This window comes from Rhodococcus aetherivorans (assembly GCF_025722975.1).
GTDB classification, from domain to species: domain Bacteria; phylum Actinomycetota; class Actinomycetes; order Mycobacteriales; family Mycobacteriaceae; genus Rhodococcus; species Rhodococcus aetherivorans.
In genome coordinates this window covers 3288627-3306365 of sequence record NZ_CP106982.1, presented here as the reverse complement: position 1 = coordinate 3306365, position 17739 = coordinate 3288627, and the positions used below count along the sequence as shown (strand labels likewise).

At 70.9% G+C, this 17739-nt stretch carries 11 protein-coding genes and 1 riboswitch; of the genes, 6 read left to right on the top strand and 5 right to left on the bottom strand.

Annotation, left to right across the window (positions count from 1 at the left end):
- Positions 1–26 precede the first annotated feature (26 nt).
- The 6 genes from OCS65_RS14915 (at position 27) to OCS65_RS14885 (ending at position 11607) form a co-directional block, all read left to right on the top strand.
- Positions 27–3131: an ATP-binding protein gene (locus tag OCS65_RS14915; protein WP_006936789.1), complete on the top strand. Its 3105-nt coding sequence runs from the start codon at positions 27–29 to the stop codon at positions 3129–3131.
- A gap of 97 nt (positions 3132–3228) precedes the next feature.
- A complete protein-coding gene (locus OCS65_RS14910; RefSeq protein WP_006936787.1) occupies positions 3229–4647 on the top strand; it encodes an FAD-binding oxidoreductase in 1419 nt (472 codons plus the stop codon).
- Positions 4648–4681: 34 nt separating this feature from the next.
- Positions 4682–6082: an NAD(P)/FAD-dependent oxidoreductase gene (locus tag OCS65_RS14905; RefSeq protein WP_263507192.1), complete on the top strand. Its 1401-nt coding sequence runs from the start codon at positions 4682–4684 to the stop codon at positions 6080–6082.
- Positions 6083–6391: 309 nt separating this feature from the next.
- Complete coding sequence (locus tag OCS65_RS14895; RefSeq protein ID WP_263507191.1) at positions 6392–8584, top strand: malate synthase G; 2193 nt, start codon at positions 6392–6394, stop codon at positions 8582–8584.
- A gap of 109 nt (positions 8585–8693) precedes the next feature.
- A complete protein-coding gene (locus tag OCS65_RS14890; RefSeq protein ID WP_263507190.1) occupies positions 8694–10448 on the top strand; it encodes a vWA domain-containing protein in 1755 nt (584 codons plus the stop codon).
- A 4-nt stretch (positions 10449–10452) separates the two neighbouring features.
- Entirely contained in the window at positions 10453–11607 is a 1155-nt protein-coding gene (locus OCS65_RS14885) for a metallophosphoesterase (protein WP_168579690.1), read from the top strand.
- A gap of 151 nt (positions 11608–11758) precedes the next feature.
- On the opposite strand, the gene gcvP is transcribed toward OCS65_RS14885, so the two are convergent.
- The 5 genes from gcvP to garA form a co-directional block, all read right to left on the bottom strand.
- On the bottom strand, positions 11759–14611 hold the full coding sequence (gene gcvP, locus OCS65_RS14880) for an aminomethyl-transferring glycine dehydrogenase (RefSeq protein WP_072635307.1): 2853 nt from the start codon (positions 14609–14611) through the stop codon (positions 11759–11761).
- Between the two features lie 170 nt (positions 14612–14781).
- A riboswitch (glycine riboswitch) is annotated at positions 14782–14876 on the bottom strand.
- A gap of 73 nt (positions 14877–14949) precedes the next feature.
- On the bottom strand, positions 14950–15576 hold the full coding sequence (locus OCS65_RS14875) for a MerR family transcriptional regulator (RefSeq protein WP_006936775.1): 627 nt from the start codon (positions 15574–15576) through the stop codon (positions 14950–14952).
- 259 nt (positions 15577–15835) lie between these two features.
- Positions 15836–16309: a bifunctional nuclease family protein gene (locus tag OCS65_RS14870; RefSeq protein ID WP_029543844.1), complete on the bottom strand. Its 474-nt coding sequence runs from the start codon at positions 16307–16309 to the stop codon at positions 15836–15838.
- A gap of 113 nt (positions 16310–16422) precedes the next feature.
- A complete protein-coding gene (ftsR, locus tag OCS65_RS14865) occupies positions 16423–17160 on the bottom strand; it encodes a transcriptional regulator FtsR (RefSeq protein WP_029543847.1) in 738 nt (245 codons plus the stop codon).
- On the bottom strand, positions 17160–17627 hold the full coding sequence (garA, locus tag OCS65_RS14860; protein ID WP_006936772.1) for a glycogen accumulation regulator GarA: 468 nt from the start codon (positions 17625–17627) through the stop codon (positions 17160–17162). The genes ftsR and garA overlap by 1 nt, the downstream gene beginning before the upstream one ends.
- Positions 17628–17739: the final 112 nt, after the last annotated feature.

Here is a 17739-nt window from a genome sequence, read left to right as displayed (position 1 = left end):
CTGAAGTCTGGAGAGGCCACGACCCGATGCTGTACGTCTCCGTCCTGGGTGAGCAGTCGATCACCGACGACACGACCGGCGCCGTCGTGACGCGGTCCCCCCGCGGCACGACCCTGGTCGCCTACCTCGCCCTCCACGCCGGAGTTCCACAGCCCCGCCAGCTCATCGCCCCCCTGTTCTGGCCCGACTCGACGACCGCCCAGGCCCTGACCAACCTGCGCCGCGAACTGCACCACCTGCGCCGCGCCCTCGACGACGACCCGGCCGTCGGAGTGACCTCCCGGGATCTGTGCTGGCGCGACACCGAGACCAGCCGGGTGGACCTACGGACCTTCACCGTCGAGTACCACGCCGCCCTGGCGGCCGCGACGAGCGGCGACGACGAGGCGGCGCTGCGGCACGCCACCACGGCGCTCGCCGAATACCGCGGCTCCCTGCTGCCCGGCATGTACGACGACTGGATCCTCGAGGCCCGTTCGGATCTCGAACGGCACTGCGTCGACCTGTGCGATCTGCTGTGCCGGCTCCGGGCCCGCACCGGCGACCTCCCCGGGGCGATCGACGCCGCCCGCCGCCGGATCCACCTGCGGCCCCTGGAAGAGGGCGGATACCGCACCCTGATGCACCTGCAGGCCGAGCACGGCGACCGCGCCGCCGCGGTGAGCACCTATCACCGCTGCGCCGCCCTCCTCGAACGTGAACTCGGGGTGGCACCGGACCCGGCGACGCGCACACTCGCCGACCGCCTGCTCGCCCACGCGGCCCCCACCGCGGCCGCCCGCCCGACCGCCGAGCCGGCGGCCCGGCGGCCCGGACTCGCCGCCCCGGCACTCGTCGGACGCTCACGCGAACTCCGTCGGCTGCACGAGGCGTGGCGCACGGCGGCCGCCGGCCGCCCCACCCTCGTCCTCGTCACCGGCGGCGCCGGCGTCGGCAAGACCCGCCTGGTCGCCGAGATCGCCGACACGGCCCGCGCACAACCCGCAGTGGTGGCGAGCACCCAGTGCTTCGGAACGTCCGGACGGCTCGCCCTCGCCCCGGTCGCGGACTGGCTCCGCACCCCCGCGGTCCAGCCCACGCTCGCCGCGCTCGACCCGCTCTGGCGCGCCGAGGTCGACAGGCTCGTACCGTCCGGCACCACCCGCCCGGAACCCGGCGCCGGCCTCCGGGCGATGGTCGACGCCTGGCAGCGCCTCCGGTTCTTCGAAGGCCTGGCGCGGGCCCTGATCGGCGGCGGCCGCCCGGTCCTGCTGACCCTCGACAGCATCCAGTGGTGCGACCCGGAGACGCTGACGTTCCTGACGTTCTGCCTGTCCCTGACCCCCGACGCGCCCCTGATGGTGGCCGCGACAGCCCGCACCGACGACACCGACGAGAGCCGGGACCTCGAGCAATGGGCCGTCCGGATGCGGACCGCCGGTCTGCTCACCGAGCTGCCACTGCAGCCCCTGGGGGTCTCCGGCACCGCCCGCCTGGCCGAGGCGCTCGGCGGGTGCCCGCTCGACCTGCAGGACGCCGAACTGCTGCACGCGACCACCGGAGGCTTCCCGCTCTACATCATCGAAGCGATGCACAGCGGACCGGACCTCGCCCCCGCCGGCAGCCTGGCCGACGTGCTGCACGACCGGATCGAGCAGGTGAGCCCCGCCGCACGGGACGTCGCCGGACTCGCCGCGGCGGTAGGCCGCAACTTCACCCTCGACCTGCTCACCGAGGCCAGCGACCTCGACGCCGACGCCGTGGTGCGCGCCGTCGACGAGCTGTGGCAACGCAGAATCCTGCGACAGTTCCGCGACGGCTACGACTTCTCCCACGACCTGCTCCGCGACGCCGCCTACGCCCGGATCAGCCCGCCCCAGCGCTGGCTGCTGCACCGCCGTCTCGCGCAGAGCCTCGAATTGCTGCACGCCGACGACAGCGACAGCGTCTCGGCGCAACTCGCCGAGCAGTACGCCCGCGGGGGACGACCGGACCGGGCAGTGGCCTACTACCGTCGCGCGGCCGATGTCGCCTCGAGCACCTTCGCCCACACCGAGGCGATCCGACTGCACAAGAAGGCGCTCGTCATCGCCCGCACCCAATTCGAGGGGCGCAGCGCCGCCGTACAGGAACTCGCCGTCCGCGAAGCGATGGCGGCGCCGCTCAACGCCAGATACGGCTACTCCTCCCCCGAACTGCAACAGACCCTCGAGCGCTCGATCCGGCTGGCCGCATCCCTCGGCCGCAAGGACTCCCTCCTGGCCGGCCTCGTCGGGCTCTGGTCGTCGCGGTTCGTGCAGGGAAACATTGCCGGCGCCCACGAGGTGGCGACCCGCGCCCTGACCCTCGTCGACCCCGGCTCCCCGCTGAGCGGATCGGCCCACTTCGCATTCGCCGGTTCGGCGGTCGAGCTCGGCCGCCCCGAGGAGGCGCTCCACCACTTCGACCGCGCGGCCGCACTGACCCGGGGCGCTCCCTCGTTGACCGTCGGCACCCGGCCCGACGTGCACGGCAGCGCCTGGGCGGCACACGCCCACTGGCTGCTCGGCCACAACGACGCCGCACTGACCTGCTGCAACGAGGCCGTCCGGCTGGCCCGGACGATCGATCATCCGTACAGCCTGGCCGTCGCCCTGGCCTACAGCGGCATCACCCACCACCTGCGGGCAGACCCCGCCGCCCTCGACGTCGCCGTCGCGGAACTGACCGACCTGTGCGTCCGGTACGGATTCGCCTACTACAGCGAGTGGGCGCTGATTCTCGGCGGTTGGTCCCGCGGCGGCGAGGCCGGCCTCACGCAGGCGCGGCGCGGCATCGACACACTCCGAGCGGCCGGTTCGTTCGCCCGGATGCCGTACTGGCTCTCGCTGCTCGCCGACCTGTCGGTGCGGGAAGGAGATCCCGGCGCCGCCCGCGCCGCGCTCGATGCCGCCCTCGTCGCCGGACAGGCCCGCGACGACCTGTGGTGGCTGCCCGAGGTGATGCGGATGCGCGCGGCGCACGACGACCACGACGCCGCGATCGCGCGGCTGCGCGCCGCCGCCCGGACCGCGGCCGCCCACGGCAGTGCCGCCCTGCTCCGGCGCTGCGCGCGGGACCTCGCCGAACGCGGCGTTCACCTGCCGCTCCCGGGCGTTCCCCCGGCCCCGTGACCGGCTGCGCGCACTCGAACGCTGCGCGAACGCCTTCTTCCTAGGGTCGACGGTACAACGCCCGCAACGGCGAGCGACCGACCCGAAAGGGACTCCCGTGACCACCATCTCGACCCGGTCGGCCGGCGCCGTGCCGTACGACGACCTGGCCGCGGCCCTGCGCGGCGACCTGATCACCCCCGGCGACACCCGCTACGACACGGCGCGTGCCGTCTACAACGGCATGATCGACAAACACCCCGCGGCGATCGCACGCTGCCGGGACGCCGCCGACGTCGTTTCCTGCGTCCGCTTCGGCCGCGCCCACGCCCTCACCCTGGCCGTGCGCGGCGGCGGGCACAACGCCGGCGGCCTCGGCGTGTGGGACGACGCGCTCGTCGTCGACCTGTCCCTCATGCGCAGTACCACGGTCGATCCGGCACACCACACCGTCCGCGTCGACGGCGGATGCACCTGGGGCGACGTCGACCACGCCACGGTCGCCTTCGGCATGGCCACCCCGTCCGGCTTCCTCTCGTCCACGGGTGTGGGCGGGCTGACCCTCGGTGGCGGCATCGGCTATCTCTCCCGGCGCTTCGGGCTGACCGTCGACAACCTTCTCTCCGCCGACGTGGTGCTCGCCGACGGCACGCTCGTGACGGCCGACGAGAACTCGCACAGCGACCTGTTCTGGGCGCTGCGCGGCGGCGGCGGGAACTTCGGCGTCGTCACCTCCTTCACCTTCCGCTGCCACGACATCGGCGAAGCCGGCATGATCGTCGGCGGCCCGGTGCTCTACGACCTCGCCGACACCGCCGACGTCATGCGCTGGTACCGGGAACTGCTGCCGGCGCTCCCGGAGGAACTCAGCGGCTGGATCGCGCTGCTCACCGTCCCACCCGCCGCCCCGTTCCCCGAGGACCTCTGGGGCCGCAGGTGCTGCGGCATCGTCTGGTGCTACACCGGACCGCACGGCAAGGCCGACGAGGTGCTCGAGCCCATCCGGACCTACGGCTCGCCGCTGCTGGTCGGCCTGCACGACATGCCGTTCACCGTGCTGCAGAGCGCATTCGACGCCCTCTACCCGCCCGGCCTGCAGTGGTACTGGCGGGCGGACTTCTTCGACGAGATCACCGACGCCGCGATCGACGTGCACTGCCGGTACGGGCAGCAGCTGCCGACCGGTCACTCCACCATGCACCTCTATCCCATCGACGGCGCCACCAGCCGTGTCCCCGAGGACGCGACCCCCTTCGCGTACCGGGGCGGCGGATGGGCGGGAGTCATCGTCGGCGTCGACCCCGACCCCGCCAACGCCGACCTCATCACGCGGTGGGCCCGCGACTACTGGGAGGAACTGCACCCGACCTCCGCCGGCGGCGCCTACGTCAACTTCCTGATGAGCGAGGGACAGGACCGGGTCGAAGCCGCCTACCGCGGGAACTACGACCGGCTCACCCGGATCAAGCGGCGCTACGACCCGGACAACGTCTTCCACATCAACCAGAACATCCGGCCCGCCGCACCCGACCGGTAGCCCGGAACCGCACCTGCCCGGAGAGGAACGGGACATGCCCACCCACAGGCTGGAAACGGACTATCTGGTGATCGGCTGCGGCGCGGCCGGCATGGCGTTCGCGGACGCATTGATCACCGACTCCGACGCGGACGTCGTCATGGTGGACCGGCGGCACGCACCCGGCGGACACTGGCAGGAGGCCTACCCGTTCGTCCGGCTGCACCAGCCGTCCGCGTACTACGGCGTCAACTCACTGCCGCTCGGTACGGACACCATCGACGACGTCGGCCCGAACCGGGGCATGTACGAGCAGGCGGGCGCCCCCGAGATCTGCGCGTACTACGACCGGGTCATGCGCCGGCGTCTCCTGGCATCGGGATCCGTGCGGTACTTCCCGATGAGCGAGTACGTCGGCGGCCACCGCTTCGTCTCCCGGGTCGCCGCCGACCGGTACGAGGTGACGGTCCGGAAGGCGCTCGTCGACGCCACCTACCTCGAGCCGGCGGTCCCGGCGACGTTCGCCCCGCCGTTCGACGTCGCCCCCGCCGTCCGCTGTGTCCCCGTGAACGCGCTCGCGCGGGTCGCCGAGCCTGCCGAGCGGTACGTCGTCATCGGCGCCGGCAAGACAGCGATGGACGCGAGCCTGTGGCTGCTGCGGATGGGAGTGCCACCGGACGCCGTCCGCTGGATCAAACCGCGCGAGGCCTGGCTGCGCAACCGCTGGTTCGCGCAGGGCGGCGAACTGGTCGGCAACCTGATCGACGGACTCGCCCGGCAGATGGAAGCCGCAGCGCAGGCGACGAGCACGGACGACCTGTTCGCCCGGCTCGAGGCGAGCGAACAGCTGCTGCGCGTCGACGAGCGAGTCACCCCCACCATGTACAAGGGCCCGACGGCGAGCACCGCCGAACTCGCCCAGCTCCGGCGCATCGACGACGTCGTCCGCCTCGGGCACGTCCGGCGCATCGCACGCGACGAGATCGTGCTCGACCACGGAACGATCGGTACCGGGCCCGACCACCTGCACGTGCACTGTGCCGCCCCGGGCCTGAACCCGGCCCCGGCCGTCCCGATCTTCGAGGAGGGCCGTATCACGCTGCAACCGATCCGGACCGGGCTCATCCCGTTCAACGCCGCCCTCGTCGGATTCGTGGAGGCCACCGGCCGGGACCTGGCCGAGAAGAACCGGCTCTGCCCACCGAACCGGCTACCGGACGTCCCCCTCGACTGGATCCGCGGAACGCTCGTCGAGACGAGCGCCGAGTACGCGTGGTCGAAGGAACCGGACATGGCGGACTGGCTCGAGCGTTCCCGCCTCAACACGTCCCGGGGGCTCCGGCACCGCGCCGACCGGCCCCTTGTCCGGGAAGCGACGAGGCGATTCGGCACCCACGTCCGCCCCGCCCTCGCCAACCTCACCGGACTGCTCGACGACGCCCGGCGGGCCGCGTGAGCGCCCGGCCGCCCGGCCCGCCCGGGCGGGCCGGGTTCGCGGGCCACCCCGTATGATCTGAGCGATTACGGCTACTCGCCGATCACGATCGAGACCGCTTCCGGGCGCGCACAGTACGCCCGCGAGCGGTCGGCGCTCACCATCGCGCCGCGGCCCTGGAGAGGAGCTGCTGAATCGATGTACCGCCCCGGCGGCGGGTCGAACCGACCTGCCCGAAACTACCGGCGGGTAACGTGAGTGCTGTTCGTCGTGCTGCCCGTCGGCACCGCCGACGCGAGCGCACAGGTCCCGGAAAGAGTGAGGCAGGTAATGACTGAACGCGTGCAAGTCGGTGGACTCCAGGTCGCCAAGGTGCTCTACGACTTCGTCGTCGACGAGGCGATCCCCGGCACCGGGGTGGACGCGGCCGAGTTCTGGGCCGGCGCCGACAAGGTGATCCACGACCTCGCCCCCCGCAACCGCGCCCTGCTCGCCGTGCGCGACGACCTCCAGGCGCAGATCGACACCTGGCACCGCGACCGCAAGGGCCAGCCGCACGACGCCGCTGCCTACAAGGCGTTCCTCCAGGACATCGGCTACCTCGTCCCCGAACCCGCCGACTTCCAGGTCACCACCGGCGGTGTCGACGCCGAGATCGCCACCACCGCCGGGCCGCAGCTCGTGGTGCCCGTCCTCAACGCCCGCTTCGCCCTCAACGCCTCCAACGCCCGCTGGGGCTCGCTGTACGACGCCCTCTACGGCACCGACGCCATCTCCGAAGAAGGCGGCGCCGAGAAGGGCACCGGCTACAACAAGGTCCGCGGCGACAAGGTCATCGCCTGGGCCCGCAACTTTCTCGACACCGCCGCCGCCCTCGCCACCGGATCGCACGCCGACTCCACCCGGTACTTCGTCGACGGGAAGGAGCTGAAGGTCGAACTCGGCGACGGCACCGTCACCACACTCGCCCAGTCCGAGAAGTTCGTCGGCTACCTCGGCGAGAAGGACGCCCCGACGTCCGTGCTGCTGCGCAACCACGGTCTGCACGTGGAGATCCAGATCGACCCCGAATCCCCGATCGGCAAGACCGATGCCGCCGGTGTCAAGGACGTCGTCCTCGAATCGGCCATCACCACCATCATGGACTTCGAGGACTCCGTCGCCGCCGTCGACGCCGACGACAAGGTCATCGGCTACCGCAACTGGCTCGGCCTCAACCGCGGCGACCTCGCCGAGGAGATCTCCAAGGGCGGCAAGTCCTTCACCCGCGCCCTCAACGCCGACCGCGTCTACGTCGCCCCCGACGGCTCCGACCTCACCCTGCACGGCCGGTCCCTGCTGTTCGTCCGCAATGTCGGCCACCTCATGACCAACCCCGCCGTGCTCGACTCCGAGGGCAACGAGGTCCCCGAGGGCATCCTCGACGCGCTGATCACCAGCCTCGCCGCCGTGCACGGCCTGTCCGTCGGCGAGGACACCGGGCCGCTCGCCAACAGCCGCACCGGCTCGATCTACATCGTCAAGCCCAAGCAGCACGGCCCCGAGGAAGTCGCCTTCACCACCGAACTCTTCGGCCGGGTCGAAGAGGTGCTGGGCCTGCCGGCCAACACCCTCAAGGTCGGCATCATGGACGAGGAACGCCGCACCACCGTCAACCTGAAGGCCTGCATCAAGGAGGCCAGCGAGCGCGTCGTGTTCATCAACACCGGATTCCTCGACCGCACCGGCGACGAGATCCACACCTCCATGGAGGCCGGCGCCATGGTGCGCAAGGCCGAGATGAAGAAGCAGAAGTGGATCCTCGCCTACGAGGACTGGAACGTCGACACCGGCCTGGCCACCGGCCTGCAGGGCAAAGCCCAGATCGGCAAGGGCATGTGGGCCATGACCGACCTCATGGCCGACATGCTCGAACAGAAGATCGGCCAGCCCAAGGCCGGCGCCAACACCGCCTGGGTCCCCTCGCCCACCGGCGCCACCCTGCACGCCACCCACTACCACCAGGTCGACGTGTTCGCCGTGCAGGACGAACTGAAGGGCAAGCGCCGCGCCACCGTCGACGACATCCTCACCATCCCCCTCGCCCCCAGCACCGACTGGACCGACGAGCAGAAGCGCGAGGAGCTCGACAACAACTGCCAGTCGATCCTCGGCTACGTCGTGCGCTGGATCTCCCAGGGCGTCGGCTGCTCCAAGGTGCCCGACATCCACGACGTCGCGCTCATGGAGGACCGCGCCACCCTGCGCATCTCCAGCCAGCTGCTCGCCAACTGGATCCACCACGGCATCGTCACCGCCGACGACGTCGTCGCCGCCCTGCAGCGCATGGCCCCCGTCGTCGACCGGCAGAACGCGGGCGACTCCACCTACCTGCCGATGGCCCCCGACTTCGACGGCAGCATCGCCTTCCAGGCCGCCAAGGAACTGATCCTCGAAGGCACCACGCAGCCCAGCGGCTACACCGAGCCGATCCTGCACCGCCGCCGCCTCGAGTTCAAGGCCGCCCACGGCTGCCGAGCCTGAGCCACGGCCCACGGCCCCCGATCCACCGGATCGGGGGCCGTGGCGTCTCACCGGCCGATCACTAGACTCCGGGAACGGCGGGGCAGGCACGACGACAGGCAGGAAACACGTGGGTCGACATCGCGGCACGGGCCGCGCCAGAGGCGTCAGCAAGGGCCCGATCATCGCCGTCGCCGTAGCACTCGCACTCGTCCTCGCCACCGTCGGCTGGTTCCGCCTGCGCGAACGCATCGACGAGCAGGCCACCGAAGCCGCGCAGACCTGCGTCGAAGGCGACGCGCTCCTCGACGTCGCCGCCGATCCCGCCGTCGCCCCCACACTGACCACCCTCGCCGCCCGGTGGGTCACCGACACCCGCCCCGTCGTCCGCGACCACTGCATCGACGTGCGCGTCACCCCCGTCGCCACCACCCCGGCCACGACCGCCCTCACCGCCGATCCCCGCTGGGACCCCACCCTCGGCCCCCCACCCGCACTCTGGGTCCCTTTCAGCAGCGACGCCACCGCGCGCGCGGCACAGGCCCTCGACGGCCAGACCCGCTCCCTCGCCACCTCCCCGGTCGTGCTGGCCGTCCCGGCCGAGCTCGAGCGCGCCCTCAGCACCGCCGGCACCGGATGGCGCCAGCTGCCCTCCCTCCAGTCCGACGGCAGCACCCTCGCCGGCCTGGGCCTCGACGGCTGGGCCGGCCTCCGCCTGGCCCTGCCCACCGGCACCGACGCCGACGCCACCACTCCCGCCCTCGAGGCCGTCGCTGCCGCAGCCACCGACGCCGGAACCGGTCCCCTGACCGCCGAACAGGCCGCCTCCCCCGCAGCCACCTCCGCCGTCGGTGCGCTCGCGCTCGGCGCCGACGCCCTCGGAGACGGCGCCGGACCGACCACCGCCGCAGCCCTGACCACCCTCGCCGACGGGCCCGGCGCCGACGGGGCGGTGCACGCCGTACCGATCACCGAGCAACAACTGCACACGGCGGTCGCCTCGGGTGGCGCCGCCGGCCTCGTCGAATTCGTTCCCGCCGGCCCCACCCCCACCGCCGACTTCCCCGCCGCCGTGGTCGACGCCCCGTGGGTCGACGAGACCCTCTCCCGCGCCGCCGCCGAACTCGCCGGCCACCTCCGCGAACCCGACGCGGCCCGCGTCCTCGCCGACGCCGGCTTCCGAGTCGACGGCCAGCCCGTCCCCCGCACCGACGCGGTTCCCTTCCCCCGCATCGAACAGAACCTGAACCGCGCCGCCCCAGCCGTGGCCGACATCCTCCTCGACCACCGGCGCGCACCCGTCGCACCCCGCGCCACCACGATCCTCCTCGACACGTCCACGTCCATGGGAACCGTCGAGGGTGACGACACCCGTCTCGCCCACATCGCCACTGCCCTGGACCAGCACGTCTCCCGCTCGCCGGATGCCTCGACACTCGCCGTGTGGGTCTTCGCCCGCGACCTCGACGGCACGACTCCGTACCGCGCCACGGTGGCGCGCGGCACCCTCACCGCGGACCAGCGCACCGCGCTGACCGCCGCCCTGACCGGTGCCGACACCACCGACGGTTCCGCCGTCTACCGGTCTCTGGCCGCCGCCTACGTCGACGCCGTCCGCAACCACACCCCCGGCAGGCCCAACTCCGTCCTCCTGATCACGGACAGTGCCAACGACGACGACACCTCCCGCCAACGCATCCTCGACCTCGTCGCCGCCGCCGGCGACCCCGATCGACCCGTCCGGATCGACGTCGTGGCGCTCGGCGACGACACGAACCGCAACACCTTGCAAACACTCGCCGACCGCACCGGCGGTGCGCTCGTCCCCGTCGCCACGACCGACGGACCCGATCTCGCCGCCGCCATCCGAAAGCTGATGTCCTGACACCGTGATCCGCCTTCTCGTCGCGGGGACGTTCCTCGCCCTCGTCACCTTCTGGCTCCACCGCCGTCTCGTCCGAGCCCCCGGCCTGCGCGGCCGCTCGGCAATCGCTGCGAACACCGCGCTCGGCGTCCTCCTCGTCGTCGCTCTGATCGGCGCGCAGAGCGGCACGTCGCTCGACCCGCGCTGGGCCCGCCCGTTCGGATTCCTCGGCTGGACCTGGCTCGGCGTCGTGCTGTACCTGGTCCTCGGCACGCTCCTGATCGGGATCGTGTGCCTCGCGGCGCGAGCGGTACGCCGTTTCCGGCGCGGCGACGCCCACCCCCCGGATCCCTCCAGGCGGCGCGCCCTGCAGATCGCGACGGGCACGCTGACCGTCGCCGCGGTCGCCGCGGTCGGCTACGGCACGGTCGAGGCCGCTCGGCCCCGGGTCGTGCACACCCGGATCCCGTTGCGCCGGCTTCCGGCCGGATTCGACGGGATGCGGGTCGCCCTCGTCACCGACCTGCACGTCGGCCCGTCCCGCGGCCGCGAATTCACCCGTCGCGCGGTGGACCTCGTCAACGCGCAGCAGCCGGACCTGATCGTTCTCGGCGGGGACCTCACCGACGGCACGATCGCGTTCGTCGGGCAGGATCTCGCTCCCCTCGCCGACCTGCGGGCTCCCCTCGGGGTCTACGGAGTCAGCGGCAACCACGAGTACTACGCCGACGACGCGCTGTCCTGGCTCGATTTCTGGGAAACCCTCGGCGTACGCACCCTCCGCAACGAACGAGTCGCCCTGGAGCGCGGCGGCGATGTCATCGATCTCGCGGGCATTCACGATTACTCGGCACCGGCCCCGAACGAAGCGGATCTCACCGCAGCGTTGCAGGGCCGCGATCCCGAGCGCTTCGTCCTCTTGGCCGCCCATCAGCCCCGGCAGGTGTTCGAGGCCCGCGACCACGGCGTCGACCTGCAATTGTCCGGCCACACGCACGGCGGACAGATGTGGCCGCTCGGATACGTCGTGCCTCTGCAACAGCCGACGGTGACGGGACTCGACCGGTTCGGCGACACTCTCGTGTACACCTCCCGCGGTACCGGCGCCTGGGGTCCGCCGGTACGGATTGCCACCCCTCCGGAAGTGGCAATCCTGGAACTGAAGACCTTCCCGGGCTGACCTTTTCGTCTGGGCTGTTTTTCTGTGGTTGTTTCGCGGTTGAGGTGACGTGGGGTGTGGTTCGGTTATTTATAAAGTTCCGTTAGGCTCGGAATACTGTCCGTAGTCTTTCGGGGGCTGGGCTACCGACACCCAGCCCCCGAAAATGCGCTCAGCTGCTGTAGGCCTCCAACGGCGGGCACGAGCACACGAGGTTCCGATCCCCGTACGCCCCGTCGATGCGGCGCACCGCGGGCCACACCTTCGCGCGGCTCTGCCCCAGCGGATACACCGCGATCTCACGGCTGTAGGGGTGGGTCCACTCCCCGACCAGGCACTGGGCGGTGTGCGGTGCGCCGCGCAGTGGGTTGTCGTCCACCGGCCACTCCCCTGCCCCGACGCGATCGATCTCGCCGCGGATGGCGATCATCGCGTCGATGAACGCGTCGAGTTCGGAGAGATCCTCGCTCTCGGTGGGTTCGACCATCAGGGTGCCCGCGACGGGGAAGCTCATGGTCGGCGCGTGGAAGCCGTAGTCCGCCAGGCGCTTGGCCACGTCGTCGACCGTGACCCCCGTATCCTTCGTCAGGGGGCGCAGATCGAGGATGCACTCGTGCGCCACCATGCCGTTCTCGCCCGTGTACAGGACGGGAAAGTACTCGTCGAGCCGGCGCGCGATGTAGTTCGCCGACGCGATCGCCGTCAGCGACGCCCGCCGCAGGCCTTGGGCCCCCATCAGCTTGATGTACGCCCACGTGATCGGGAGGATGGAGGCCGATCCGAAGGGCGCCGCCGACACCGGCCCACCGCCCCCGAGACCCGGTTCGGCCGGGTGGCCGGGCAGGAACGGCACCAGGTGCGCGCGCACGCCGATCGGCCCCACGCCGGGGCCGCCACCACCGTGCGGGATGCAGAAGGTCTTGTGCAGGTTCAGATGACTCACGTCGCCTCCGAACTTGCCGGGACGCGCCAGACCGACGAGGGCGTTCAGGTTGGCGCCGTCGATGTACACCTGCCCGCCGGCGTCGTGCACGGCACCGCAGATGTCGGCGATCTCGTGTTCGTAGACCCCGTGGGTCGACGGGTACGTGATCATGATCGCGGCGAGACGTTCGGCGTGGTCGGAAATTTTCGCACGCAGATCGTCGAGGTCGACGTCACCGTTGGACCGGCACGCCACGACCTCGACGCGCATGCCGGCCATGACCGCGGAGGCGGCGTTGGTGCCGTGCGCACTCGACGGGATCAGGCAGGTGTCCCGATGCTCGTCGCCCCGGCTCAGGTGGTAGTGGCGGATGGCGAGCAGCCCGGCGTACTCGCCCTGGCTACCCGCGTTCGGCTGCAGGCTCACCGCGTCGTACCCGGTCACCGCGGCCAGCCACCCTTCCAGGTCGCCGATGAGCCGGCGGATGCCCGCGGTCTGCTCTGCAGGGGCGAAAGGATGCAGCGCCGAGAACTCGGGCCAGGTGATCGCCTCCATCTCGGTGGCGGCATTGAGCTTCATCGTGCACGAACCCAGCGGGATCATGGTGCGGTCGAGCGCAAGGTCCATGTCCGACAGGCGGCGCAGGTACCGCATCATCGCGGTCTCGGTGCGGTATCGGGTGAACGCCTCGTGCTGCAGGTACGCGCTCGTGCGCGCGAGCTGCCGCGGCACGGCGGGTGTGGCTGCGGCCGAGGTGTCCTCCGCCCCGAACGCGGCCAGGACCGCGGCCACGTCGGCGTCCCGGGTCGCTTCGTCGCACGAGATCCCCACGTGGTCCCCGTCGACGCGACGAACGTTGATGCCGGCCTCGAGCGCCGCCGCGACGACCGCGTCGGCGCGGCCGGGAACGCGGGTCAGCACGGTGTCGAAGAAGCTGTCGTGCACCACGTCGATACCGGCCGCCTTCAGCGACGCCGCGAGACGGGCGGCCTGGCCGGCCACGCGGGTCGCGATCCCGGCCAGGCCCTCGGCCCCGTGGTACGACGCGTACATGGCAGCGAGCACCGCGAGGAGAACCTGTGCGGTGCAGATGTTGCTGGTCGCCTTCTCGCGCCGGATGTGCTGCTCACGCGTCTGCAACGCCAGCCGATAGGCCGGTGCGCCGTCCGCGTCGACCGACACACCGACGAGCCGGCCCGGAAGGTTGCGGGCATGGGCGGCGTGCACGGCGAGATAGCCGGCGTGCGGCCCGCCGAACCCCATCGGCACGCCGAAGCGCTGGGTGGTGCCGAAGCACGCGTCCGCGCCCTGTTCCCCGGGCGGGGTGAGCAGAGTGAGCGCCAGCAGGTCCGCGCCCACCGCGACGAGCGCCCCACGCTCGTGCGCCGCCTCGACGAGGGGGCCCGCGTCGAACACCCGGCCGGAGGCACCCGGGATCTGCAGGACGACGCCGAAGAACTCTCCCTCGGGCAGGCCGTCGTCGACGAGGTTCGCGGTGACGATCTCGATCCCCAACGGTTCTGCCCGGGTCGCCAGGACCGCGGCGGTCTGGGCGAACAGGTCGGCGTCCACGACGACCCGCGCACTCCTGGACTTGCGGTTGGCGCGCTTGAGCAGCGTCATCGCCTCCGCGGCGGCGGTCGCCTCGTCCAGCATCGACGAGTTGGCGACCTCCATACCGGTCAGGTCCGAGACCATGGTCTGAAAGTTGAGGAGCGCTTCGAGGCGCCCCTGGCTGATCTCCGGCTGGTACGGGGTGTATGCGGTGTACCAGGCGGGATTCTCGATGATGTTGCGCAGCAGTACCGGCGGGGTCAGCGTGCCGTAGTACCCCTGGCCGATCATCGATGTCGCGACGGTGTTCCGGCCCGCGAGTTCCTGCAGCGCCGTCAGTACCTCGTGTTCCGACATCGGCGCGTCGAGCGACTCGAGTCCGTCCGCGACTCCGTCGGCCCGGGCGTCGAGGATGCCGGCGGGCACCGCCTTGACGGCCAGCTCGTCGAGGGATTCGACGCCGATGACGTCGAGAATGCGGCGCAGTCCCGCCGCGTCGGGGCCGACGTGGCGGTCGGCGAAGGTGTACGTAGCGGCGTCGGTCATCGCGACTCCCTGAGGTCGGAGGTCCGCATCCGCGCAGGGGGTCGCACGGTGCGTGTCCTCCCCCTCTGTCGCGAGCTCGCCGGGGCGAGCGCCTGAGAGATTCGGTACCGGAGCGAGCCGGCCCTTTCCCCGTGGGCGGGTGGGTGCTCCCACCGCTTTCCAGAGACGTCGGTGCCCGCACGGTCCTCGATGCCTGAGAGATTGACGGGGAGGTGCTGCTCCTTCGGCGTCCGGAACAGGTCCGGAACTCTCCCGCACGGCGGCGACGTATCACCGATTCTAGGGCACGGGGACACCCGGGCAGCACCGAGGCCGCAGGTGTTTCGTGTGACGAGCGTCTAGCCGATCCGCCGATTGACACGTTCGCGACGGCGGGAGGCCAGTTCGTCCTCGGGACGCTGCTCGATGTCGCCGCCGTCCGCCCGCTCGGCCGGGAAGTCGGCGATGCTGCCCGTCAACTCCCGCATCGCGCCGCTCACCGCGATCCCGAACACGCCCTGTCCGCCCTGCAGTAAATCGACCACCTCTTCCGGTGAGGTGCACTCGTACACGGTGGTGCCGTCGGAGAACAGGGTGATCTTCGCTAGGTCCCGTACTCCGCGTTCCCGGAGGTGGTCGACCGCTACCCTGATGTTCTGCAGGGAGATGCCCGTGTCCAGCAGACGCTTGACGATCTTCAGGACCAGGATGTCCTTGAACGAGTAGAGCCGTTGGCTGCCCGAACCCGCCGCGCCCCGGATGGACGGAACGACCAGATTCGTCCGCGCCCAGTAGTCGAGCTGACGGTAGGTGATGCCGGCGATCTGGCAGGCGATCGGCACGCGGTAGCCGACGAGCTCGTCAGGCACCGAATCGTCCGGGAACAGACCCGGCTGCATCTCGTCGGCGTCGAGAGATGCCCGTGACGGGGCCTCGCGGTCGACGGCGTCGAAGCTGAGCTGCTGTCCCTGCGGCCGATCTCCCACTGTTGTGACTCCCTCTCGCGTGCACAGGCGTGCCCCGGAACGAACGACGGGCGGATCCCCCACCCCATCCGATCGTCGAGCGCCCGCTTGACCCACCGAGTCGATCCGTAGCGATTCACTCAGCGTACGCCCCGTGCGAAAAGTTGGGCAGCAACACGCCGACCGGACAACGATCTTCCGGTCCTGTACCACTCGTCGCAGAGCGCGCCCCGGCCACCGTGACCGGGAGTCGCGACAGAACCTCGGCGATGGTCGACGATCAGCCGTCCGTCGCCTTGAAGTCGTCGGGGGACACGGATTCGAGAAACTCCTTGAACTTCTCGACCTCGTCCTCCCGCTCATCCGGCATGACGAGGCCCGCTTCCACCAGCACCGGCTCCTCCACGAAGACCGGCGCGCCGATGCGCAAGGCTACAGCGACCGCATCGGAAGGACGGGACGACACGCGCAGACCACCGTCGAAGACGAGATCGGCGTAGAACGTCCCCTCTTTGAGATCCACGATCCGGACCTCCTGGAGGGTGCGGCCGAACGCATCGACCAGATTCTTGATCAAGTCGTGCGTCAGAGGCCGGACCGGCTCGACACCCTGCTGTTCCAGCGCTATCGCCGTGGCCTCCATCTGGCCGATCCAGATCGGCAGATACCGATCACCGTCGACCTCGCGCAGCAGAAGGACAGGCTGATTCTGCGGTTGCTCGACCCGAATCCCCACTACTCGCATCTCGCTCATCGAGCCGCCTCCCATCCCTGCTGTGCGTCGGTGGCGAACCGTCCGCCGATATCCCCCTGAATTCTAGTGCCAACGAGCCGCCGTCGTCAGAGTCGTTGCCACCGCTGCCACACTCACCGATCGAGAGCGCCCCGAACGGCCGCCTTGACGAGGCACGTGTGCATCGTCAACGACAACGCCGCCAATTCCCGCACCATTTCCTCGGCCCGGGCGCGCGCCCCGACGTCCCGGCCCTTCGCGACCGGACCGGCGATCTGCGCCACCAGGCCCGCCTCCCGGTCGGCCGCGAGCTTGAAGGCACGCAGGTGCCGGACCTCGAGGCCGAACTCGGACATGGCCTTGGCGGTGCGAGCCAGCAGCACCGCATCCTCGTCGAAGAAGCCGGCCGCGCCGGGCACGATGAGCCCGGCGCGGATCAGCTCCGTGAGGAAGGACGATTCGATGCCCGCCTGCCGGCACAGGTCCTCCCGGCCGACCCGCACCTCCCGGTCCGTGCGCAGATCCTCCGGCGACACCTCGCCCGGCGCCACCGCCAGGGGCCGGGGCCGCTTCGGGCGGCTCTCCACCGAGCCCACCGTCGCGACACCACGGTCGATCGCCTCGAGCTGTTCCTTGATCACCTTCAGCGGCAGGTACTGGTCCCGCTGCGCGGTCAGCACGTACCGCAGGCGCTCGCAGTCCGCGATCGAGAAACGTCGATAACCCGACGGGGTGCGTTCCGGACTGATCAGTCCCTCGGATTCGAGGAAGCGGATCTTCGAGATCGTCACGTCCGGAAACTCGGGACGGAGCCGATCGAGCACGGACCCGATCGACATTCCCCCCGGTGACGGCTGGCGGGCAGCGGTCATCAGCTACCCGTGCCCTGCGAACCCCGCGGGCCGGTGAGGAACACCAGCCGGAACTTTCCGATCTGCACCTCGTCGCCGTTCGCGAGAACCGCCGAGTCCACCGGCTCGCGGTTGACGTAGGTGCCGTTCAGGCTTCCCACATCGACGACCTGGAACTCGCCCTCGTCCTGACGGAACTCGGCGTGCCGGCGGCTCACCGTCACGTCGTCGAGGAAGATGTCGCTGTCCGGGTGACGCCCGGCCGACGTCGTCGGCTGATCGAGCAGGAAACGCGACCCGGCGTTCGGGCCGCGCTTGACGACGAGCAGCGCCGATCCTGTGGGAAGCCCCTCGACCCCCGAGACGGGGGCCTCGGTCGTCCCCGTGCCCGCGCCGGTGGTATCGAGTTCGTTCAGGAAGTCGGCACGAAACACCGAAGTGGTTTCCGCAGGGGTTTCCTCGTAGCCCGCGTTGCCGTTCTCGCTCACCGTATCTCCTTATCCGTTCGACCCTTCGGGATCGCTCCCCCTGGGCCGCAGTTTCGTTCAGCCACGATCACTTCCGGTACGGACCCGCGCCCCGACCCGGCACACGCCTACC

What these genes read in the sequence shown, in the direction of transcription:
- OCS65_RS14905 (WP_263507192.1), top strand. Translation starts at nt 4,682, where the DNA reads ATGCCCACCCACAGGCTGGAAACGGACTATCTGGTGATCGGCTGCGGC.
- OCS65_RS14915 (WP_006936789.1), top strand. Translation starts at nt 27, where the DNA reads ATGCTGTACGTCTCCGTCCTGGGTGAGCAGTCGATCACCGACGACACG.
- gcvP (WP_072635307.1), bottom strand. Translation starts at nt 14,611, where the DNA reads ATGACCGACGCCGCTACGTACACCTTCGCCGACCGCCACGTCGGCCCC.
- OCS65_RS14870 (WP_029543844.1), bottom strand. Translation starts at nt 16,309, where the DNA reads ATGAGCGAGATGCGAGTAGTGGGGATTCGGGTCGAGCAACCGCAGAAT.
- OCS65_RS14895 (WP_263507191.1), top strand. Translation starts at nt 6,392, where the DNA reads ATGACTGAACGCGTGCAAGTCGGTGGACTCCAGGTCGCCAAGGTGCTC.
- ftsR (WP_029543847.1), bottom strand. Translation starts at nt 17,160, where the DNA reads ATGACCGCTGCCCGCCAGCCGTCACCGGGGGGAATGTCGATCGGGTCC.